A 21,380-nucleotide genomic window follows, 5' to 3' on the forward strand; every position below is an offset into this window, starting at 1 on the left:
GATAGTTCAACTTATTATTTATCCAAACTTTAAATATCATAATCAAGAGTCACTATTAAAATGGCATAGTAAATACACCGCTAGATTAGCAGTTATTGTAATACCCTTAATGTTTAGTCAATTATTACTTTATGTGTATTTAGTAGTCACGCAGCCTAATACTTCAATTTACATCAGAACAGCTTTGGTGTTTAGCGTTTGGATAATTACCTTTTTAGTATTTGTACCGTTACACAACAATATAAACAAAGTAAACACCACAAATATTATTCTCAGTAATTTGATTTCAAAAAACTGGATAAGGACTATAATCTGGTCATTACTGTTTATATTAAATACGATTACATTTATATACTAACAAAAAAATCCCAAGCAAAAGCTTGGGATTCTTTGTATTTAATAGAAAATGTAAACTTAAAACTGTTTACTTTATACTAATTACTTTTTACTGCAATTAGTTTCCTTTTTTATAATCTGCTAAAAACTTAGCCAATCCAATATCTGTTAAAGGGTGTTTTAATAATCCTTCAATAGAGCTTAATGGACCAGTCATTACATCTGCACCTAGTTTAGCACAATCAATAACATGCATGGTATGGCGTACAGAAGCTGCAAGTATTTCTGTTTCAAAAGCGTAGTTATCATAGATATGTCTAATTTCTGCAATTAGGTTTAATCCGTCTGTAGAGATGTCATCCAAACGTCCAATAAACGGACTGACGTAAGTCGCACCAGCTTTAGCAGCTAATAACGCTTGACCTGGAGAAAACACTAAAGTGACATTAGTTTTAATTCCTTTATCACTAAAATATTTACAAGCCTTTACACCATCTTTAATCATTGGTAATTTAACCACGATTTGGTCATGTAATTCAGCTAAAGCTTCACCTTCTTTAACCATACCTTCAAAGTCAGTCGAAATCACCTCTGCACTCACATCACCATCCACTATGTTACAAATAGCAACATAATGTTTCATGATATTATCATGACCAGTAATACCTTCTTTAGCCATTAAAGATGGATTTGTTGTCACACCATCTAAAATACCCATGTCTTGGGCGTCTCTAATTTGGTCTAAATTGGCAGTATCAATAAAAAATTTCATTTAAAATATATTTAAGTTGTGTTTAATAATTATTTGGGCGTTTTAACAGGCTGTCACTACTCGCTCTCTTAGAAGATCTCAAACAGAAAGCCTTTACTGAGCAAAGACAAAGTATTACATCCTTAACGCACTACAAAGTTACAATTTAACTTAAGGGACAAAAAAAATGATATGAAATGATATTAACATTTAATCAAAAAAATGAAATGTACGCTTACAATCCAGCTTTTGTTGGTAATAATTCATTTTAAAATCATCATGATTCCATTGTAATCTCCAATCAAAAAGGGTTAACTCAAAATATATAACCCATAAAGAAAACAAACATAAAGTTATCAATATAACTCTTCTAACAATTATAAAAACTCTATGTTTAAGTAAATTTAAAAGCCTAATTATAACATAAAAAAGTAATCCCCAAAAAATCACATTTCCAATAAATCCTGATATAAAAAATTTGCCAGACATAGAAAACACCCAACTTCTATCTGTATTTTGTACAAACGGAAACCCATAAAAATCAGGCCAACGCTCGTCAGTAGCGCAAACAAACTTATAGGATATAAAATTTGGAAGTGTAAATCCTATTGCAAGACATAACGAGGCTAGGATTTTTTTCATATTACAACTTATAATGCTTTATTAACATCTTTTCATACACCTTATCTGGTAACAAAAATTTTAATACTATTGAAAATTTTTGCATAAAAGCACCAACCTTGTAATGTATTTTTGGGTTTTTCGTAATGATAACTTGATATACTTTTTTTGCTACTGCAATTGGTGAACTACTATTATCTACATGGTCGTCAATATCTTTTAACACACTTGGGTACTCAGTATATGGAGAGTCTTTTAAAACTGGTGCATGATAACGTCCTGCAGCAATATTGGTGGCAAAATCACCAGGAGCAATGTTGGTGAATTGTACACCAAAATCTTTAGTTTCTATACGTAAGGCTTCAGTAACAATCTCCAATGCGCCTTTACTTGCACTATAAATTCCTCTGTAGGGTAATCCCATGTATCCAGCAATAGAAGTAATGTTAATGACTAAACCAGACTGTTGTTGTCGCATGTGTGGCAAAACTGCCTTAATCACATTAATAGGTCCAAAAAAATTGGTATTAAAATTATGTTGTATTTGCTCTTGCGGAATTTCCTCGACAGCACCATTTATCCCAACACCAGCATTATTAACTAATACATCCAACTTACCTTCTGCTTCAATAACGGTTTGTACAGCGTTTGCAATAGTGGTAATATCGTTAACATCTAAAGCCACTAGTTTAAATTTGCTATTAGTATAATTAGAAGGGTTTCGGCTAGTACCATAAACAGTAAACCTTTTATCTGTTAAATACTCACCTATAGATTTGCCTATTCCTGAAGATCCTCCAGTAATTAATACGACTTTGGACATGTACATTAATTTAAAAGTTAAAAGTAAAAAAGTTGAAAGAGTAAAACTAATAACTCACCAAATATCTTGAAGATGCTTCAAAAATCTAAATTTTGGGTACAAAAAAAAGGCAAGCTACCTACATCACACCGCTACGACCGCGTACCTTTGCTTCGTTCCCGACCTGGAGGATTCAGCAGGAGCTGGTTGTGTAGGACTTGCCAGCTGCAAAGATACATACTTTTAAATTTTTCACAATGATTTTTTAAAATGAATTTTAATAAATAACTTGCTCTCAAATAAGTTTACAACATGAAAGTATTTAAACACCTCACCATCATATTTTTAGCACTAGTGCTTGTGTCTTGCGGAGCAAATTTAGAACAGCAAAAAAAGAGTTTTTCTATAACAACTAATGCTAAAAACGGAACGATTAGTATCGACAAAACACTAGAATTGGCTCTTAAAAATCCTAAAAATCTTGACGTCTCTTCTATTGTTTATGAATTGGATGGTAAAACTATTAATACTAAACAACCACTTTCTGATTTTAAATTAGGCGAGCACAATTTAAAAGCAACCATTAATTTTAACGGAGAAACTGCAATTGTTAACCAGCAATTAACCCTATTAAATGATAAAGACCCAAAAATACTGTCTTTAGAAATTGTGAATGTGTTTCCTCATGACAAGACGTCTTTCACACAAGGTTTAGAGTTTCATAAAGGTGTTTTGTATGAAAGTACTGGGCAACGAGGCGAATCTAAAATTAGAAAAATAGACTACAAAACGGGAGACGTTATTGCAGAAGTTGCGATTCCAGACAATTATTTTGGAGAAGGTATGACTGTGCTTAACAATACCATTTACCACTTGACTTGGCAAGCTAAAAAAGGATTTACTTATGATGCTGAAACTTTAGAGAAAAAAGGAAGCTTTAATTACGGAAAAAGTCAAGAAGGTTGGGGTTTTGCAAATGATGGTAACAAATTATATAAAAGTGATGGTACCAGTTTAATATGGACCTTAAATCCAGATACTTTAACTGAAGAGGATTATATCCAAGTGTATTCTACCAAAGGAAAAATTGGGCGTTTAAATGAAATTGAATGGGCTAACAACAAATTATATGCTAATATTTGGGAAAAAAACGGAATAGCAATTATAAATCCTAAAAATGGAGCTGAAGAAGCAGTTATTAACTGCATTCCACTAACGAAACAAATTTCTAATTTTTCTTTAAACGAAAATTGCCTTAACGGAATTGCTTACAATCCAGACACGCAGACGTTTTTCTTAACAGGAAAACGTTGGGACAAATTGTTTGAGGTTAAGATTGTTGAAAATTAGTATTCACTCACCCAAAAGTACCATACACTCATTACAGGTTTTAAAACTCTTATATCTTTTAGTTATTTGATGTAATAATCAAACCACCATGAGAACTGAAATTAGAGTAACCATTCCAGAACCTTGTCATGAAGACTGGAACACCATGACACCAAAAGACCGAGGTCGTTATTGCAAAGTTTGCGAAAAAACAGTCGTAGATTTCACTAATAAAACAGATGAGTACATCGTTAAAACCTATGAAAAAGAAGGAAAACTGTGTGGTCGTTTTAAACAACAACAATTAGATAGACCTTTAGCATACAGCAGAAAAGATAGTACTAATTATTTAGCAGTTGCTAGCACAGCTGTACTTGCCTACTTGTCTTTTGGTAATACTAATGCTTACGCACAACAAGAACCAAAAACAGATACGACTTCTGTAAATACAACAAATCACATTAAAGGAAAAATTGCACAATCTATATTAAAAACTAAGATCATTTCTGGACGTGTCATTGGTAATAATAACAAACCGTTACCAAATGTTTTAATATCAGAAAAGGGTACTAACAACTTTACTAAAACTAATGTTGAAGGACATTATACCATAAAGGTTAGCAATACTTCCGTACTAGTTTTTTCTCATGAAAGCTATCAAAATTTTGAAATTTTAGTAGAAAACAATAACTATATTTCTATTGAAATGGTTGAAAAAACAGAAATTAAAGATTCCGACAACACCATTACCATTTCTGGAGTTATAACAGATGAAAACAATTTACCATTACCAACTGCTAATATTGTAATAAAAGGGACAAACAAAGGAACATCAACCGATTTTGATGGTAATTATTCATTAGAGGTTAACAAAAATGATGTATTAACCGCTAGTTATATTGGATATGAAAGTAAAGATTATGTAATTAAAGATAACACATTAGTAAATATTAAACTTGATCCAGATTATTATTATGATGAAGTTATTGTTGGTGGTGCTTTCACTGTAAATCGACATTATAGAAAAACAAAAGAAGAAAGGTTAGAAATAAGACGCTTAAAGAAAATAAATAAAGAGAAAAATAGAGAAAAACGCCAAAAAGCTAAAGCTGAAAGAAAATGCAAACGTCTAGAAAGACGTGCAAATAAAAGTTAACAGTTCTTAAATGCGTTGTTAAAGTCTCTTAATTTTAATGCTTGATTAGTCGTTAATTCTATTTTTGGATAGACAACAACTAATCAACTTTTGAAAACGTTACTATACTTAATTTTCTTTCTTGTTGTATTCACAGCATCTTCACAAACTATTAGTGGTATAGTGTACGACTCCATTTCTACAGTAGAAAACATTAAAATTGAAAATTTAGCGAATAATAAAATAACTGCGTCTAATGCAAATGGCGAGTTCTCTATTGGCGGAAAAGTAAATGATACTCTTAAAATAAGTTCATTATTTTATCATGAACAAATAATAGTGGTTAAAGAAATTCACGTTTCAGAATCAATTGTGATTGACCTAAAAAAAATAACCAATACTTTAGAAGAAGTACAATTAATTAATGCTTATAAAGAACAATTAGCAGATATAGAAGTTGTTGAAGTAACACTTAAAAATCAAATATTAGAAGACATTAAAAATAACCCTCATTTATACTCTAGAGGAAGTTCAAGTGCTGATCTTAATATTAAAGCATTATTAGGCTTAGTTTTTAACCTTTTCAAAAACAAAGATAAATATGAAGAAAAGCCATTTGTTGCTATAGATTATTATGCTTTAGAAACTTTATTTACTACATCTGCGATATTCACAAATGATTTTCTTAATAACACTCTTAGAATAGACAAGAACTATAAACACTTATTTTTAGAATATGTAGTCGAGCAGAATTTAAATAGTGAATTACTTGAAAAATCCCATGAGATTTATCTTATTGAAAACCTTATTGCTTTGAGTAAAGACTTTAATAAAATTGTAGATGATTTAAAAAAAGACCTTTTAAAGAAGAATTAAACCTTATAGATACTAAATCATTAATTCAAAAGTTATATTTTAGTCAACCAAAGTTACAATTACAATTTATGAAGCGTACGCTATATTTAATCTGCTGTATTGGTTTTATTTTGTTATGGAGTTCTTGTCGTAAGGATTTTGAATTTCAAGCAAGCACCGGAAACCTTGGTTTCTCTAAAGACACAGTCTATTTAGATACCATTTTTGCTAACATTGGCTCTAGCACCTATAATTTAAAAGTATATAATTCTAGTGATGAAGATATCGCTATCCCTTCTGTTAGATTAGAAAATGGTGATAATTCTGGTTACCGATTAAATGTAGATGGACAAGCTGGTAAAAGCTTTGATAACGTCCAATTATTAGCCAAAGACAGTCTGTTTATTTTTATAGAAACCACTTTTAATACTAACACAGAGCCATTACTTAGTAATGAGTTTTTATACACAGATAAAATATTATTTGATACTGGCGAAAACCAGCAAGATGTAGATTTAGTCACCTTAGTTAAAGATGCAACCTTTATCTATCCTGACAGAGATAATACCACAGGAATTGTTGAAACACTAACACTAACCATAGATGGTCAACAAGTAGAAACTGAAATACAAGGTCGCGAATTACTTCCTGAAGAGTTAACCTTTACTAATGAAAAACCTTATATTATTTATGGTTACGCAGCAGTACCAACTGGTGAAACCTTAATTATAAATGCTGGAGCACGTGTGCATTTTCATGCTAATTCTGGATTGTTAGTTAGTGAAGGTGCTACTCTAAATATAAATGGTGCTTTAAGTAACGATGAAGAATTATTAGAAAACGAAGTTATTTTTGAAGGCGACCGTCTAGAGCCTTTATTTAGTGATGTACCTGGACAATGGGGAACCATTTGGCTATTTGAAAATAGTATAAACAATACTATTAATTATGCGACTATTAAAAATGCAACAGTCGGAATTTTATCAGATGGTAATGCAGATGCTGCACAAGACAAATTAACCATTACCAATTCTCAAATTTATAATGTGAGTACGTTTGGTATTTTAGGTAGAAACACGTCTATAACTGCAGAAAACATTGTACTAAACAATGCTGGACAGTCTAGTTTTGGTGCAACATTTGGTGGAAAATATAACGTCACACACTCTACCATTGCTAATTATTGGGATAGTAGTTTTAGACAATTTCCAGCGTTATTAATTAATAACTTTGTGACAGATGCAGATAATAACGCGTTTATTACAGAATTAACAGAAGCCAATTTTAACAACTGTATTATTTACGGAAATGACAATCCAGAGTTATTAATCGACGAGCTTCAGGATGAAACCTCTCCAATCCCATTCAACTTTAAATTTACTAATTGTTTATTACGTTTTGAGGATGGTAGCAACTTTTTTAATAGTGACAACTATAATTTTGAAGACACGACACATTATGAAAATATGATTTTTAATCAAGATCCTAATTTTAGAAATGCATTTGAAAATGATTTAATTATTGGTGATGATTCTGCTGCAAACGGACAAGGTAATACCACATTTGCTAACCAAGTACCAACAGATATTTTAGGTGTTAACAGAACTGCAAGTCCAGATTTAGGTGCTTATCAGCATATTACTTTTGAGTAAGAATATTAATATGATAAAACAAAAAAAAACCAGCTTAAAAGCTGGCTTTTTTTCCGCGAAAGCGAAATATTAATTTCTATTTTATGCACTAAAAAGAGGTAACTCACTCATCATAGCGTTAACTTTAACTGCTATCTGGTCAAGCACAGCTTCATTTTCATGGTTTTGTATAACTTGATCTATTAACTCTACTATTGCCTCCATTTCGTTTTCTTTTAAACCTCTTGTTGTAATAGCTGCAGTACCTACTCTAATTCCAGAAGTTACAAAAGGCGACTTATCGTCAAAAGGCACCATGTTTTTATTAACGGTTATATCTGCTTTTACTAAAGCTTTTTCGGCATCTTTACCAGTAATATTTTTGTTACGTAAGTCAATTAACATCATATGGTTGTCTGTACCTCCAGAGATAATTTTATAATCACGCTTTACAAAAGCTTCTGCCATAGCTGCTGCATTTTTCTTGACTTGTAGCATATAATGCATAAATGGCTCTGTTAATGCTTCTCCAAAAGCTATAGCTTTTGCAGCAATAATATGTTCTAACGGTCCACCTTGGTTTCCTGGGAATACTCCAGAATCTAAAAGTGAGGACATCATTCTTAAATTTCCGTTTTTAAGCTTTAGTCCAAATGGGTTTTCAAAGTCTTTACCCATTAATATCAATCCTCCTCTTGGTCCACGTAATGTTTTATGTGTAGTTGTTGTTACTATATGACAATGCGGAATCGGATCGTTTAAAATACCTTTTGCAATTAATCCTGAAGGATGAGAAATATCTGCTAATAACAATGCACCAACACTATCTGCAATTGCTCTAAAACGTTTAAAATCTATATCTCTAGAATAAGCAGATGCACCAGCAATAATCAATTGTGGCTTTTCTTTTGTAGCAATCTCTTGAATTTTGTCATAATTTAAAATACCTGTTGCCTCTTCTACTCCGTAAAACACAGGATTATATAATTTTCCTGAAAAATTAACAGGAGACCCATGGGTTAAATGTCCACCATGTGACAAATCAAAACCTAAAATTTTGTCACCAGGTTTTAATACTGCATGATATACGGCTGTATTAGCTTGACTTCCAGAGTGAGGCTGCACGTTAGCATATTCGGCTCCAAACAACGTTTTTGCTCTGTCAATTGCAATTTGCTCGACTTCATCTACCACTTCACAACCACCATAATAACGCTTTCCAGGATAGCCTTCAGCATATTTATTGGTTAATACAGATCCTGCAGCTTCCATAACTTGGTCACTTACAAAGTTTTCTGATGCTATCAATTCTATTCCGTGTAATTGTCGCTCTTTTTCGGCTTGAATAAGTTCAAAAATCTGTTCGTCGCGTTGCATATTGTAATTAGAGTTAAATTTTTATCAAAAATAAGAAATACTACTCTTAAATAATTCAAAAAACATATATTTACTTATAATTTATAAACAACAAATTAACATACCTCAATATGCCATTATCCGCAAATAATCCAGATAGAAAGTCTTGGCTTCACGTCGATAAAAATTCAGATTTCCCTATTCAAAATATACCTTTTGGTGTGTTTTTAACAAGAGATGATATTATTACCATCGGAACTCGTATTGGTGATACAGCAATAGATTTGGGTGCTTTGCATCAGTTAGGTTATTTTGAGGGGATTCCGTTAACCGACGATATCTTTCTTCAAGATACACTAAACGATTTTATTGCAGATGGACGTAAAACGTGGCGTTTGGTAAGAAATAGAATTGCTGAAATATTTGATGCTGATAATAATTCATTGAAAAATAATGTTAAGCATAAAGAAATTGTGCTATTTAGATTAGATGAAATTGAAATGCAATTACCAGTTCAGATTGGTGATTATACCGATTTTTACTCTAGTATAGAACATGCGACCAATGTAGGAACTATGTTTAGAGATCCAGATAATGCGCTTTTACCTAATTGGTTACATATTCCAGTGGGTTATCATGGAAGAAGTAGTTCTATAATTCCGTCTGGAATACCTGTGCACAGACCTCAAGGTCAAACATTACCAGCTGGAGCTTCAGAGCCTGTTTTTGGACCAAGTAAATTAGTGGATTTTGAATTAGAAATGGCGTTTATCACCACAGATGCTAATGATTTAGGCGAACCAATACCTGTAGATGAAGCAGAAGAATACATCTTTGGGTTGGTACTATTTAACGATTGGTCTGCACGTGATATCCAAAAGTGGGAATACGTTCCTTTAGGACCGTTTTTAGCCAAAAACTTTGCGTCATCAATTTCTCCTTGGATAGTAACCTTAGATGCGTTACAACCGTTTAAAACAGACAGTCCAAAACCACTTAAAAAGCTATTACCATACTTACAACAAAACGGTAAAAAAAGTTACGATATAAACTTAGAAGTAGCCATTCAGCCAGAAAAAGCAAAGGAAACTGTTGTGACCAAGTCCAACTTTAAATATATGTATTGGAGCATGTCGCAACAATTGGCGCATCATACCGTAAATGGATGTCCAGTAAATTCTGGAGATATGATGGGAAGTGGTACTATTTCTGGACCAACTCCAGACAGTTATGGATCAATGTTAGAACTATCATGGAGAGGTGAAAAACCTATTAAAATGAAAGATGGCTCTGTGCGTAAATTTATCAACGATAACGATACTGTTATTATGAGAGGGTATTGCGAAAAAGAAGGCACCAGAATTGGCTTTGGAGAAGTTAAAACAAAACTGTTACCCATTTTTGAGCCTAAAAAGAATAAATAATAACTTACTATAAGTCAAAAACTTAACCCTTAAATTATATAATTTAAGGGTTTTTTATTATCGTTTGGCACGCATATTGAATTTCTATTATAATAGAAACCAATTAAATCCAAAAAAGATGAAAAATTTTACACGTATTACAGTACTTCTTCTGGTACTAACATCTTGTGTTGGAAGAAAACAAATCCAGAAGCAATTACATTCTGGTAATTATGATTTAGCCATTACCAATGCGCTAAAAAAATTAGAAACTAATAAAGACAAAAAACGTAAATATGATTACGCGTTGATGCTTCAAGATGCTTACTATAAAGTGGTTGAAGAAGATATAATTGCATTAAATCATTTAAAGTCGGATGGTAATCCTGCTAATTACGAGATAATATTTAATACGTATTTAGAGTTAGACTCGCGTCAAAATGCCATAAAAAGAGTATTACCACTACAAATTGAGGGTAAAACTTTAAAGTTTGACTTTAATAATTATACAGATGAAATTATAGACTATAGAGCAAAAGTCTCTGACTATAAATACACAGAAGCTTTACAATTAATGCAATCTGATGATACATTTAAAAATCGTGAAGCCTATAGATTACTAAATCAGATAGAAAACATAAATGCAAATTTCAAAGATGTAAGACAACTAATGGATGAGGCACACTTTAAAGGCACTGATTTTGTTTTGGTATCTATAGAAAATCAAACCCATCAAATCATACCACAACGTTTAGAAGCAGACTTGTTAAATTTTAACACCTATGGTTTAAATGATTTTTGGACAGCTTATCATGCTAATGTGGATGAAAATATTGAGTACGATTATGCGATGCAATTGCAATTAAGACGTATAAATGTCTCTCCAGAGCACATCACCGAAAGACAGTTAATACGTAAAAAAAATATTATAGATGGATGGGAATATGTCTTAGATGATAACGGAAATGTTGTTAAAGACAGCTTAGGTAATGATGTTAAGCAAGACAAAATTGTAACGGTTAAAGCTAGATTTTTTGAAGTTAACCAATTAAAATCGACGCAAGTAGTTGCCAGAGTGGTTTATACAGATTTAACTAGAAATCAAATATTAGATAGTTTTCCAATGGATAGTGAGTTTGTATTTGAAAACACTTTTGGAAGGTTTAGAGGAGATGAAAGAGCCTTAACTGAAGAAGACGTCCAGTTACTTAGAAATAGACAAATACGTTTCCCTAGTAATGAGCAAATGGTTTATGATACAGGTGAAGACCTAAAGTATAAACTAAAAAGCATTATAACTAGATATAGTTTTAGAAGTTAAAACATCCAAAACGCCCAAATTAATTTGGGCGTTTTTAGTAATAAGTAGTAAATTAAGGCATAAATGTTGTGGCATTTAAATAAACTAACCATTATGCGCTATTCTATTTTTACTATTATTTTATTTATTTCAATTTCCGCCTTCTGCCAAGACAGTGTTAAAGAAAACCCACTTTATTCTATAATAAAAAAAAATAAAAAGTTCCATAATTATAATATTGAAAACTTTTATCTGCACACAAATAAAAGCATTTATTTTACTGGGGAAAGTGTGTTTTTTAAGGCTTATGTAGTCAATGAACATAACAATAAGCCAAACTCAGAAACCACTAATCTTTACATTAATCTCTATGATTTTAATAATATCTTAGTTTTAAGTCAATTATTTTATGTAGAAAATGGTAAAACTTATGGTTCTGTTAAGTTACCTAAAGATTTAAAATCCGGTGAATATACACTACAGTTAGATACCTATTGGAATAAAAACTTTAAAAAAGGATCTAACTTTTCAATTTTGATTCAAAATCTTGACGATTCAAAATCTGTTATCTCTGATAGCAAAACTATTCAAGACATTGGTAATTCTATTATTACCAACAATAGCACAGCACAAAATTCTGAAACAGAAACATCGGGTTTCCAGTTAACTAAAAGCAACTCTGACAACTCTGACCGTATCAACTTTACATTGTTAGCAAATAAAGAGGCTATCGCTAATAGAGAAAATAAGTTTGTTTATGCTGCACTTCATAAAAAAGGATACATTACCAATACTGCATCATTTGTATTATCAGAAAAGTTTTTAATGTACAGTATTAACTTTCTTAAGAAGGATGTATTAGAGGGTTTAAACACTATATCTCTATTTGATAGTGATAATAAACTTTTAGCAGAAAATAGATTTTATTATAAAGCAGAACAACATGCAGATATTTTAGCAAAAAAAATAAACCAAACTAAAGACTCTTTAACCCTTGACCTTACATTAATTAATATCTATAAAAAAGCTAATGTAAGTATTAGTATACAGCACCAAGATAGCAAAGTAATAGATTACAACTCAACTATAACAAACGTACTATTAAATGAAAATTTTAATACTCCAGAACAATTAACTCTAAACTACAACCAACAAAAAAACAGCTTTCCGTATCAATCCATTTTAGATAAAACACTTTTGTATGATAATGAAAGAGGGTTAAGAATAAAAGGTCAATTAAATACCAAGTTGGATAATCCTAGCAATTATAAAATTACGTTATACTCTAAGAAGGATAATATTTTGATTAGTAAACCACTAAATGAAGATAGAAGTTTTGAATTTAACAATCTGTTTTTAACATATCCATCCCAATATTCATTGACATTGACAGACGAAAATGAGAAAAATAAAGAAGGTCATTTTTTTATTTACAATACATTTATAAACTACAAAGCAGATTCTATTTTACAAAAACCACTGTTAAAAATAACTAAAACAACCGTTTTAGAAAAATCTAATCTACCTACTAAAATTACAGATGATATTGACCTTCCAATATCCAAAAATGTAGAGTTATTAGATGAAGTGGTTTTAAAAAACGTAGGAAGAAAAAATGATAAAAGAATTAAAGAAATATTAAAAGAAAACTCTTATTTAGGAATAAAAAACGGATTTTCAGATTACTATTTAATTGATGAAGACAAAGACAAAACAACCCTAGAGCAATACTTAAGAAATGTTAGAGGATTAATTGTTTTTAGTTATTTTGGAGATATTTATGTTATGGACAGGAGAGACAAAACACTTGTATCTATAGTTATAGATGGACATCCAGAAAGTCAAGTAGGAGGTTTTAGGTTAGCAAATGATCAAGTAACAAACTACGAGTTAATAACCTATGACATCACAGGAGTTGGAAGTATGTTTAATAACCGACTAAACCTTGTAAGTAGAAAAAACTTAAGTGGCATAAAAAACAAAAAGGTAATATCAAAAATTTACAAAACAATAAAAGGCTATAGTTTTAACCAAGAAACATTAAATGATAACAGTTTAATTTACCCAAATAAGACCTCAGAACATTCATTTAGTACTTTAGATTGGATTCCAGATTTAGCATTAAATCCAAATACCTCTAACATAATTTCAATTAAAAAACCAGAACATGATAATGTAAAACTAATTATTAATGGAGTTAGTGAAGATGGAGATTTGATTTATAAGGTGATAGATCTTTAATGTTTAACGTTTATTGCTTTAGTTACAATCTAACACATAAACAGTTATTACATCTATAAGTACTGATTCAAATAAAAGAAAAGAAAAATGTGATTACTTCTTTAAACCAAAACCTTTAGGAGCTTTTAATTTACCAGAATCATACATATTAATGTAAATAGACAACGTGTCTTTTGACCCTTCCCAAGTTACTCGATAATTATCAAGCATAGCACTTCCCATAAATCCATTTTCACTTTTTACTGGACAACAACTTCCTGCTCTGAAGTAAGAAATTTCTTCTCCATTAGGACCAGTTAAAGCATTTAAATACCTTCTTTCGTTTAAAGGTCCTTCTTTTGTTTTTGCTCCTCCAACTTCTACAGGGTTTTTTGAAGTTAGTCCATATGTTTTATCTGTAGAAATTTCATTTATAACAAATGTATTATAGTCCTTAAGAATTTGAGCTTGATTTTTTGATACATTTTTTGAAGCGCTTTTTGTAGAAGTACACGAAGCAAATAAAATAATAATGCCTACTAATGCTAATTGTTTCATCATTTAAAGAGAAGTATTAATTAAAGAAAATCTATAACTAAACTAGTCAATAAAAAATTAATACACAAAAGACGTTTTACAAAAACCTTTCTAAATCAATCTCATTAATCTCTCCATGACTGGCATGCGCAACCACTACTCCATTTTTAATAATTAATAATTGTGGACTTTGATGCATCACTTGAAAATGGTATCCAACCTCATTAGACATCTCTCTGTAACTTAATAAATCTAAATAGTATACATCTAAATTGGCATCAACATTAAACGCTTGAGTAAATTGGTTAAGTACCATTTTACTAATTCCGCAACGTGTAGAATGTTTAAAAATAACTTGTGTTTTGCTTTTAGACAACGCTTCAATATCCTTTAACTGATTGACTTCCGTTAAAGGCTTCCATGGAAGCACTTTGTCTTCTTTTGGTTCAGATGAACCGCCTAATATATTTTTAAAAAAACCCATAGTTTAAATGTCGTATAATACTTTTAAACTTACAAAAATTATTCCTTTATAAACTTAAAAGTGTTAGAGGTATTATTATCAAACTCCAACTTCATAAAGTAAATTCCTGCATTTAAAGCGGATGTATCATAAACTAAAGTAGTGTTATTAATATTAAATTGCTTTTGTGTCACTAAACGACCAGCAACATCTAAAACTTGAAGTGTTCCATGGTGTTGACTAGTATTGCTAATTTTAATATTTAAAATATCAGTTGCTGGATTCGGAAAAACCAATATATTGTCGTCCAAATTTATATCCGAAACAGATAGTGTGCTTTCTTGATAGACTCTTACATAATCAATTTCCATAGTATCTTGGTTAAAACCAGATTGGATTGGTCCACCTAAATTTCCGCCCATCGCTACATTTAATAAAATATAAAACTCTTGATTAAAAGGATCGACCGTCGTTAATTGATTAATTAAAGTCCCATCCATGTAAATTTTCATGTTTTGCTCACTCCAAACCAATTCGTAAATATGAAAATTTTGAGATGTATCAGCATTGGATGTTGCAATACTATTACTATCATACATATAGCCATTACCATTATCCCAATGCCAAGTGGCTAAAATTTGATTTTTAGCAATATTGGGTTCCATAATATCAATTTCTCCACAAGCTGGCCAAGAGGTGGTACCAAATCCTTGATTATCCCAATAACCACCATCCTCGTTAATGTTTTTACCTAATAACCACATTGCTGGCCAAGTTCCTGCTATAGATGGTAGTTTAGCACGAATTTCTACTCGTCCATTCTTAAAAGAAAACTTAGAATTTAATCGTGCAGAGGTATAATTTTTAGTCACACCTTGATCTGTGTATGTTTCGCCTTTTGCTACAATCTTTAAGCTTCCGTTATCTCTGTAAGCATTATCAATACGATTAGTATAGTGTTGCTGTTCGCCATTTGCCCAACTATCACCTGCAATTAATTGTGTTTGCATAAACCATTTATTGGTATCTATTGCACCAGACCCATCAAACTCGTCAGACCACACTAAATTATCATAAATAGGATCTGTACTAATACTATCATAATACAATACATCGTCTAAATAGGCTAATACGTAATCATAGTTATTCTCACCATTTACCTGAATTACAACTCTGTTGAAATCAGTTCTTTGCACAGGTGGTGGCGAATTTCCATCTAAATTTATATAATTGTCATTCTCAAAATCAAAAGTCACTTCTTGCCAAGCATTTAATGCAATGGGTTTAATAATTTCAGATTGAGTCGTCCAAGGTTGTGCTAAGTTTTTATCCTGAAGTTTTAACGATATTTGATTAGTCTGATTACCAGTCAATCCACTAGATGGTACATAAATCTTTAAACTAAAACTGTTTTTAACAGTTAAATCAAAGTTAGTATTTACATCAAATTGCACATTAGCGTATTGTCCACCAACATCACTATACTCTAAAACAGTATTGGAAGTATTTATACCTTGTTGGTAGGGATTTGCATAATTAATATTCATCCCACAATTATCTCCATACCATGAGGTAATGGTTCCGCCACCTTCAAAATCGTCTTGAACAACTTGAGCATTAACTAAAGAACAAAGAAAAAATAGTAACAAATAAAAATGGCGCATAATTATAATTTTACTCAAAAATAAGGTTAATCGGTTCAAGTGTCTAAAATAGATACTATACACAAGCCATACAGTCCATTTAAAAACTATTAAAACAGACAAAATGTCTTTAAAATCAATACCTAAGATGACTTTTTGGCATTAAAATAGTAGAATTTACAATTGGTAAGATAATTGACCTATAGTGATAGTAATTAAAAAAATTAAAAATCATTTTCGCTGTAGCGGAAGTAAAAAATAAAAATATGAACCCAAATAATTATACAATTAAATCGCAAGAAGCCATACAACGTGCGCAACAAATTGCGCAAAGTTATGGGCATCAACAAATAGAAAATGAGCACTTTTTTAAAGCTATTTTTGAAGTTGATGAAAACGTATTACCATTCATCTTAAAAAAACTGAATGTAAATATTAATGTTTTAGAACAAGCTTTAGACAAACAACTAGAAAGCTTTTCTAAAGTTACAGGAGCAGATATTATGTTATCCAGAGAAGCTGGAAAAACCTTAAACGAAGCCTCAATTATTGCAAAAGCAATGAATGATGATTACGTCTCTGTCGAGCATTTTATACTAGCAATATTTAAATCTAATAGCAAAATAGCACAAATGCTTAAAGACCAAAGCGTAACCGAAAAAGGTTTAAAAGCTGCTATTGACGAATTAAGAAAAGGAGACCGAGTAACCTCTCAAAGTCAAGAAGAGACGTACAACTCTTTAAATAAATATGCTAAAAATTTAAATCAATTAGCCAAAGACGGAAAACTAGATCCAGTGATTGGTCGTGATGAAGAGATTAGACGTATCCTTCAAATCTTATCCAGACGCACAAAAAATAATCCTATTTTAGTGGGTGAACCAGGAACTGGTAAAACCGCTATTGCAGAAGGATTAGCACATAGAATTGTTGATGGTGATGTCCCAGAAAACCTAGTAGATAAACAAATTTTTGCTCTAGATATGGGAGCATTAATTGCAGGTGCAAAATTTAAAGGCGAATTTGAAGAACGTCTTAAAGCTGTCATCAAAGAAGTAACCGAGAGTGATGGCGACATCGTATTATTTATTGACGAAATCCACACATTGGTTGGTGCTGGTGGTGGACAAGGTGCAATGGATGCTGCAAATATCTTAAAACCAGCTTTAGCTCGTGGAGAATTACGTGCTATTGGAGCGACTACTTTAGACGAGTACCAAAAGTACTTTGAAAAAGATAAAGCATTAGAGCGTCGTTTCCAGAAAGTAATGGTTGATGAGCCTGATACAGAAAGTGCCATTTCTATTTTAAGAGGTATTAAAGAAAAGTATGAGACACACCACAAAGTACGTATTAAAGATGATGCTATTATTGGCGCAGTCGAGTTATCTACAAGATACATTACTAACAGATTTCTTCCAGACAAAGCAATTGACTTAATGGATGAAGCTGCTTCTAAATTGCGCATGGAAATTAATTCTAAACCAGAAGAATTAGATGTTTTAGATAGAAAAATCATGCAATTAGAAATTGAAATTGAAGCGATTAAGCGTGAAAAAGATGAAGTAAAACTTAAGAGTCTACGCTCTGAATTAGCTAATCTTAAAGAAGAACGCAATGAGATAAATGCCAAGTGGAAAAGTGAAAAAGAAGTTGTCGATAATATTCAAAACACTAAACAAAATATCGAAAACTTCAAGCTAGAAGCTGAAAAAGCTGAGCGTGATGGCGATTATGGTAAGGTAGCAGAGTTACGTTACGGAAAGATTAAAGAAGCGCAAGAAGAACTGGAAAAGCTTCAGAAAAACTTGCAAGACAATCAGTCGGAAAGCTCTTTAATTAAAGAAGAAGTAACTTATGAAGATATTGCTGAAGTTGTGGCTAAATGGACAGGAATTCCTGTCACTAAAATGTTGCAATCAGATAGAGAGAAGCTTTTAAAATTGGAAGACGAATTACACAAACGTGTTGTTGGTCAAGACGAAGCTATTGTAGCTGTAAGTGATGCGGTTAGACGTAGTCGTGCAGGTTTACAAAACCCACAAAAACCTATTGGTACCTTCTTATTTTTAGGAACCACAGGAGTTGGTAAAACCGAGTTGGCTAAAGCATTAGCAGAATATCTGTTTGATGATGAAAGCGCAATGACCAGAATAGATATGAGCGAGTACCAAGAGCGTCATGCAGTAAGCAGATTAGTTGGTGCACCTCCAGGATACGTTGGTTATGACGAAGGCGGACAATTGACCGAAGCAGTTAGACGTAAACCGTATTCTGTAGTATTGTTAGATGAAATTGAAAAAGCACATCCAGACACGTTTAATATCTTATTACAAGTATTGGATGAAGGTCACTTAACGGATAATAAAGGACGTACTGCCGACTTTAAAAACACCATTATTATTATGACATCCAATATGGGAAGTCAAATCATACAAGAGCGATTTGAAGCAACTAAAGATGTTGACTCAGCAATAGAAGCTGCAAAAGTAGATGTATTAGCGTTATTAAAACAAACGGTTAGACCTGAGTTTTTAAACAGAATTGATGATACCATCATGTTTACACCTTTAACGCAAGATAATATTACAGAAATTGTAGGCTTACAGTTAAAAGGTGTCACCAAAATGATTGCAAAACAAGGTATCACCTTTGATGCAACACCAGAAGCTATCGAGTATCTAGCAGAAAAAGGATATCATCCAGAATATGGTGCACGCCCAGTAAAACGAGTGATTCAAAAAGAAGTACTTAATCAATTAAGTAAAGAGATTTTATCAGGAAAAGTAAGCACAGATAGTATTATACTATTAGATGCGTTTGATGGTCAATTAGTGTTTAGAAATCAAGGAGATTTAGTGACAGAAGAATTTTAATCATAAACTTCTGTTAATATAAAATAAAGCGTGAAATGACACGTTTTTAATTTGGTTGGTTAGTTAAGAAGCAACACAATACTTTCTAAAAGTGGCGTGTTGCTTTTTTTATAAGCTACATTTCTGCTATATTGCTTTAACCTAATACACATAACTTGACTTTATCTCAATTAAAAAAACAACTAATAGTATTTTTTATAATTGCTTCAACTTTTGTTAATGCTCAAACTAAATATAAAAGCGTTTTACAATCGGAAGCAGATTTTAATGCATTAAAAACAAATCCAATTACTAACAAATATGGTAATGTTGACGCTTTAAAAGTGGCTTTCGATATAAAAGATAACAAGCTATATTTTATAAATAGTAAAACGTTTAAGTATCACTTTAACTTTTGCAAAGGGTATTTAGAAATTCCGGAAAACATCAAACAATTTAATAGTGCAAATTATAAAGCACAGCATCCTAATAAACGGTTTTTATTAGGAAACATCAATCATTACTTAGCTGATGATTCTTATAATTTAGAACTATCACCAATTGATGAGATGCAAATAGAAGACATTAAAATCTTTTATGAAGCCATACAAAAAGCAACGTACTTTAAAACGTTTAATTTCTTTTTAAACACGTCACGATTAGAAAAATTGAAATCGGTGTTACAAATCCCAACACAATCTGCATCAGATTTGTATGGTAACCAAACCTATCAAGCAGTGAGTACTCATAAGAGTTATGGATGTTTAAAATTTGTATCTGTAGACTCGTTAAAACATAACAATATATCTAAGTATGATATTATTGTTATTGACCAACCCATTTTAGAATTACCAATAACTGCAGGTGTTATAACCACTATTTTACAAACGCCTTTAAGTCACATTTCTGTTTTAGGAAAAAATCGACAAATACCAATTGCAGCTTATACAAAAGCGATGCAATCTGATATTTTAAAAGGTTTTGATAACCAATATGTATCGTTTGAAGTCGCTATGGACACTTTTTACATCAAGCCAATCTCAAAAGAACAGTTTGAAAGAAAAACTAAAAAGAAAAAGAAGGATATTCTATTTCTTGAAAAAAACACAACTGTAAAAACACTTATAAATGCTGACGATTTAAATTCTAAACTAGTCAATACCGTTGGCGGAAAAGCAGCCAATTTTGGAGTGCTTTATGATTTAGCAAAAAACAATAATTTTAAAGTGCCTGAATCCGCTTTTGCGATTCCGTTTTACTATTATGAAGCACATTTAAAAGCATCTGGAGCTGATAGAATGGTAAAGGATATGATATATAACTATCGTATCAATCAAGATAAAAACGTGTTAACCGAACAACTAAAAGCCATTCAAAAAACAATTAAGAAAACACCTATTGATCCAGATTTAATCACAAAAGTAGAAGCAAAAATTATAGAAATTGGAGATTTTAAACGCATGCGCTTTAGAAGCTCGACAAACGCAGAAGATATTGTTGGGTTTTCTGGTGCAGGTTTATATGATTCTAAAACAGGAATTGTAGGCGACTCTATTAAAACCATTGAAAAAGCCATTAAAAAGGTATGGTCCAGTCTATGGTACGAACGTGCTTTTTTAGAACGCGAGTATTTTAATATCGATCAAAATAGTATTGCAATGGGTGTTTTAGTACATCGCTCCTTCCCTAACGAAAAAGCCAATGGTGTAGCTATTACCAAGAATTTATATCGCAAACAGTATTTAGGTAATGTCATAAACGTACAGCTTGGCGAAGCCAGTGTGGTACAGCCAGAAGATGGTGTTACTTGCGACCAGATTATTTGCTATTCTGGATCATCCTCTAAATTATATAACGACAAACGCATTGTGGAAATCATCTCACATTCCAACCTTAATAATGGCGAATTAGTAATGTCTGAAGCAGAAATTATCCACTTGTCTGAACAACTTGAAAAGATCAAAAAACACTATTATTATAACGTATATAAATCTAAAAAGAAATATTTAGATTTTGGTTTAGATATCGAGTTTAAATTAATGGATGAGGATAGAAAATTGTATATTAAACAGGTGCGATATTTTAACGACTAATGTATTAAAATCCTATATTTTTATGACAATTATCAGCAGGACTGTTTTAC

General features: G+C 31.5%; 16 protein-coding genes and 1 other RNA gene. 9 read left to right on the forward strand and 8 right to left on the reverse strand.

Features of this window, described 5'->3' with window-relative positions:
• Positions 1-454: 454 nt before the first annotated feature.
• From fsa to ffs, 4 genes are all read right to left on the reverse strand, one after another.
• Positions 455-1,108, reverse strand: a complete 654-nt coding sequence (gene fsa, locus Ollyesu_RS13300) for a fructose-6-phosphate aldolase (protein ID WP_279301707.1) — start codon at positions 1,106-1,108, stop codon at positions 455-457.
• A gap of 189 nt (positions 1,109-1,297) precedes the next feature.
• Entirely contained in the window at positions 1,298-1,729 is a 432-nt protein-coding gene (locus Ollyesu_RS13305; protein ID WP_279301708.1) for a hypothetical protein, read from the reverse strand.
• 1 nt (position 1,730) lies between these two features.
• Entirely contained in the window at positions 1,731-2,531 is an 801-nt protein-coding gene (locus Ollyesu_RS13310) for an SDR family oxidoreductase (protein ID WP_279301709.1), read from the reverse strand.
• Between the two features lie 104 nt (positions 2,532-2,635).
• Positions 2,636-2,734, reverse strand: an RNA gene (gene ffs / locus Ollyesu_RS13315) — signal recognition particle sRNA small type.
• A gap of 88 nt (positions 2,735-2,822) precedes the next feature.
• Between ffs and Ollyesu_RS13320 the strand changes: the two genes are divergently transcribed.
• The 4 genes from Ollyesu_RS13320 to Ollyesu_RS13335 all read left to right on the forward strand — a co-directional run bounded on the left by Ollyesu_RS13320 (position 2,823) and on the right by Ollyesu_RS13335 (position 7,481).
• Complete coding sequence (locus Ollyesu_RS13320) at positions 2,823-3,860, forward strand: glutaminyl-peptide cyclotransferase (protein WP_279301710.1); 1,038 nt, start codon at positions 2,823-2,825, stop codon at positions 3,858-3,860.
• Between the two features lie 88 nt (positions 3,861-3,948).
• Positions 3,949-4,995: a carboxypeptidase-like regulatory domain-containing protein gene (locus Ollyesu_RS13325; protein ID WP_279301711.1), complete on the forward strand. Its 1,047-nt coding sequence runs from the start codon at positions 3,949-3,951 to the stop codon at positions 4,993-4,995.
• A 90-nt stretch (positions 4,996-5,085) separates the two neighbouring features.
• Complete coding sequence (locus tag Ollyesu_RS13330; RefSeq protein ID WP_279301712.1) at positions 5,086-5,850, forward strand: hypothetical protein; 765 nt, start codon at positions 5,086-5,088, stop codon at positions 5,848-5,850.
• Between the two features lie 68 nt (positions 5,851-5,918).
• On the forward strand, positions 5,919-7,481 hold the full coding sequence (locus Ollyesu_RS13335) for a hypothetical protein (RefSeq protein ID WP_279301713.1): 1,563 nt from the start codon (positions 5,919-5,921) through the stop codon (positions 7,479-7,481).
• Positions 7,482-7,562: 81 nt separating this feature from the next.
• On the opposite strand, the gene glyA is transcribed toward Ollyesu_RS13335, so the two are convergent.
• Positions 7,563-8,837, reverse strand: a complete 1,275-nt coding sequence (gene glyA / locus Ollyesu_RS13340) for a serine hydroxymethyltransferase (RefSeq protein ID WP_279301714.1) — start codon at positions 8,835-8,837, stop codon at positions 7,563-7,565.
• Between the two features lie 110 nt (positions 8,838-8,947).
• On the opposite strand from glyA, the gene fahA reads away from it, so the two are divergent.
• From fahA to Ollyesu_RS13355, 3 genes are all read left to right on the forward strand, one after another.
• Positions 8,948-10,240 carry a fumarylacetoacetase gene (fahA, locus tag Ollyesu_RS13345; RefSeq protein WP_279301715.1) on the forward strand — a complete coding sequence of 431 codons (1,293 nt, stop codon included), beginning with the start codon at positions 8,948-8,950 and terminating at the stop codon, positions 10,238-10,240.
• A gap of 118 nt (positions 10,241-10,358) precedes the next feature.
• The gene (locus tag Ollyesu_RS13350; RefSeq protein ID WP_279301716.1) at positions 10,359-11,540 is read left to right on the forward strand and encodes a hypothetical protein; all 1,182 of its coding nucleotides are present in this window, start codon (positions 10,359-10,361) and stop codon (positions 11,538-11,540) included.
• Between the two features lie 93 nt (positions 11,541-11,633).
• The gene (locus tag Ollyesu_RS13355; RefSeq protein WP_279301717.1) at positions 11,634-13,760 is read left to right on the forward strand and encodes a hypothetical protein; all 2,127 of its coding nucleotides are present in this window, start codon (positions 11,634-11,636) and stop codon (positions 13,758-13,760) included.
• 93 nt (positions 13,761-13,853) lie between these two features.
• On the opposite strand, the gene Ollyesu_RS13360 is transcribed toward Ollyesu_RS13355, so the two are convergent.
• From Ollyesu_RS13360 to Ollyesu_RS13370, 3 genes are all read right to left on the reverse strand, one after another.
• Entirely contained in the window at positions 13,854-14,300 is a 447-nt protein-coding gene (locus tag Ollyesu_RS13360; RefSeq protein WP_279301718.1) for a 2-dehydro-3-deoxyphosphooctonate aldolase, read from the reverse strand.
• A gap of 73 nt (positions 14,301-14,373) precedes the next feature.
• Positions 14,374-14,760: a bacillithiol system redox-active protein YtxJ gene (ytxJ, locus tag Ollyesu_RS13365; protein WP_279301719.1), complete on the reverse strand. Its 387-nt coding sequence runs from the start codon at positions 14,758-14,760 to the stop codon at positions 14,374-14,376.
• A 38-nt stretch (positions 14,761-14,798) separates the two neighbouring features.
• The gene (locus Ollyesu_RS13370) at positions 14,799-16,403 is read right to left on the reverse strand and encodes a family 16 glycosylhydrolase (protein WP_279301720.1); all 1,605 of its coding nucleotides are present in this window, start codon (positions 16,401-16,403) and stop codon (positions 14,799-14,801) included.
• A 245-nt stretch (positions 16,404-16,648) separates the two neighbouring features.
• On the opposite strand from Ollyesu_RS13370, the gene clpB reads away from it, so the two are divergent.
• Both clpB and Ollyesu_RS13380 read left to right on the forward strand, forming a co-directional pair.
• Entirely contained in the window at positions 16,649-19,258 is a 2,610-nt protein-coding gene (gene clpB, locus Ollyesu_RS13375; RefSeq protein ID WP_279301721.1) for an ATP-dependent chaperone ClpB, read from the forward strand.
• 155 nt (positions 19,259-19,413) lie between these two features.
• Positions 19,414-21,330 carry a PEP/pyruvate-binding domain-containing protein gene (locus Ollyesu_RS13380; protein ID WP_279301722.1) on the forward strand — a complete coding sequence of 639 codons (1,917 nt, stop codon included), beginning with the start codon at positions 19,414-19,416 and terminating at the stop codon, positions 21,328-21,330.
• The last annotated feature ends 50 nt before the right edge of the window (positions 21,331-21,380 follow it).

Source organism: Olleya sp. YS (genome assembly GCF_029760915.1).
GTDB lineage: Bacteria > Bacteroidota > Bacteroidia > Flavobacteriales > Flavobacteriaceae > Olleya.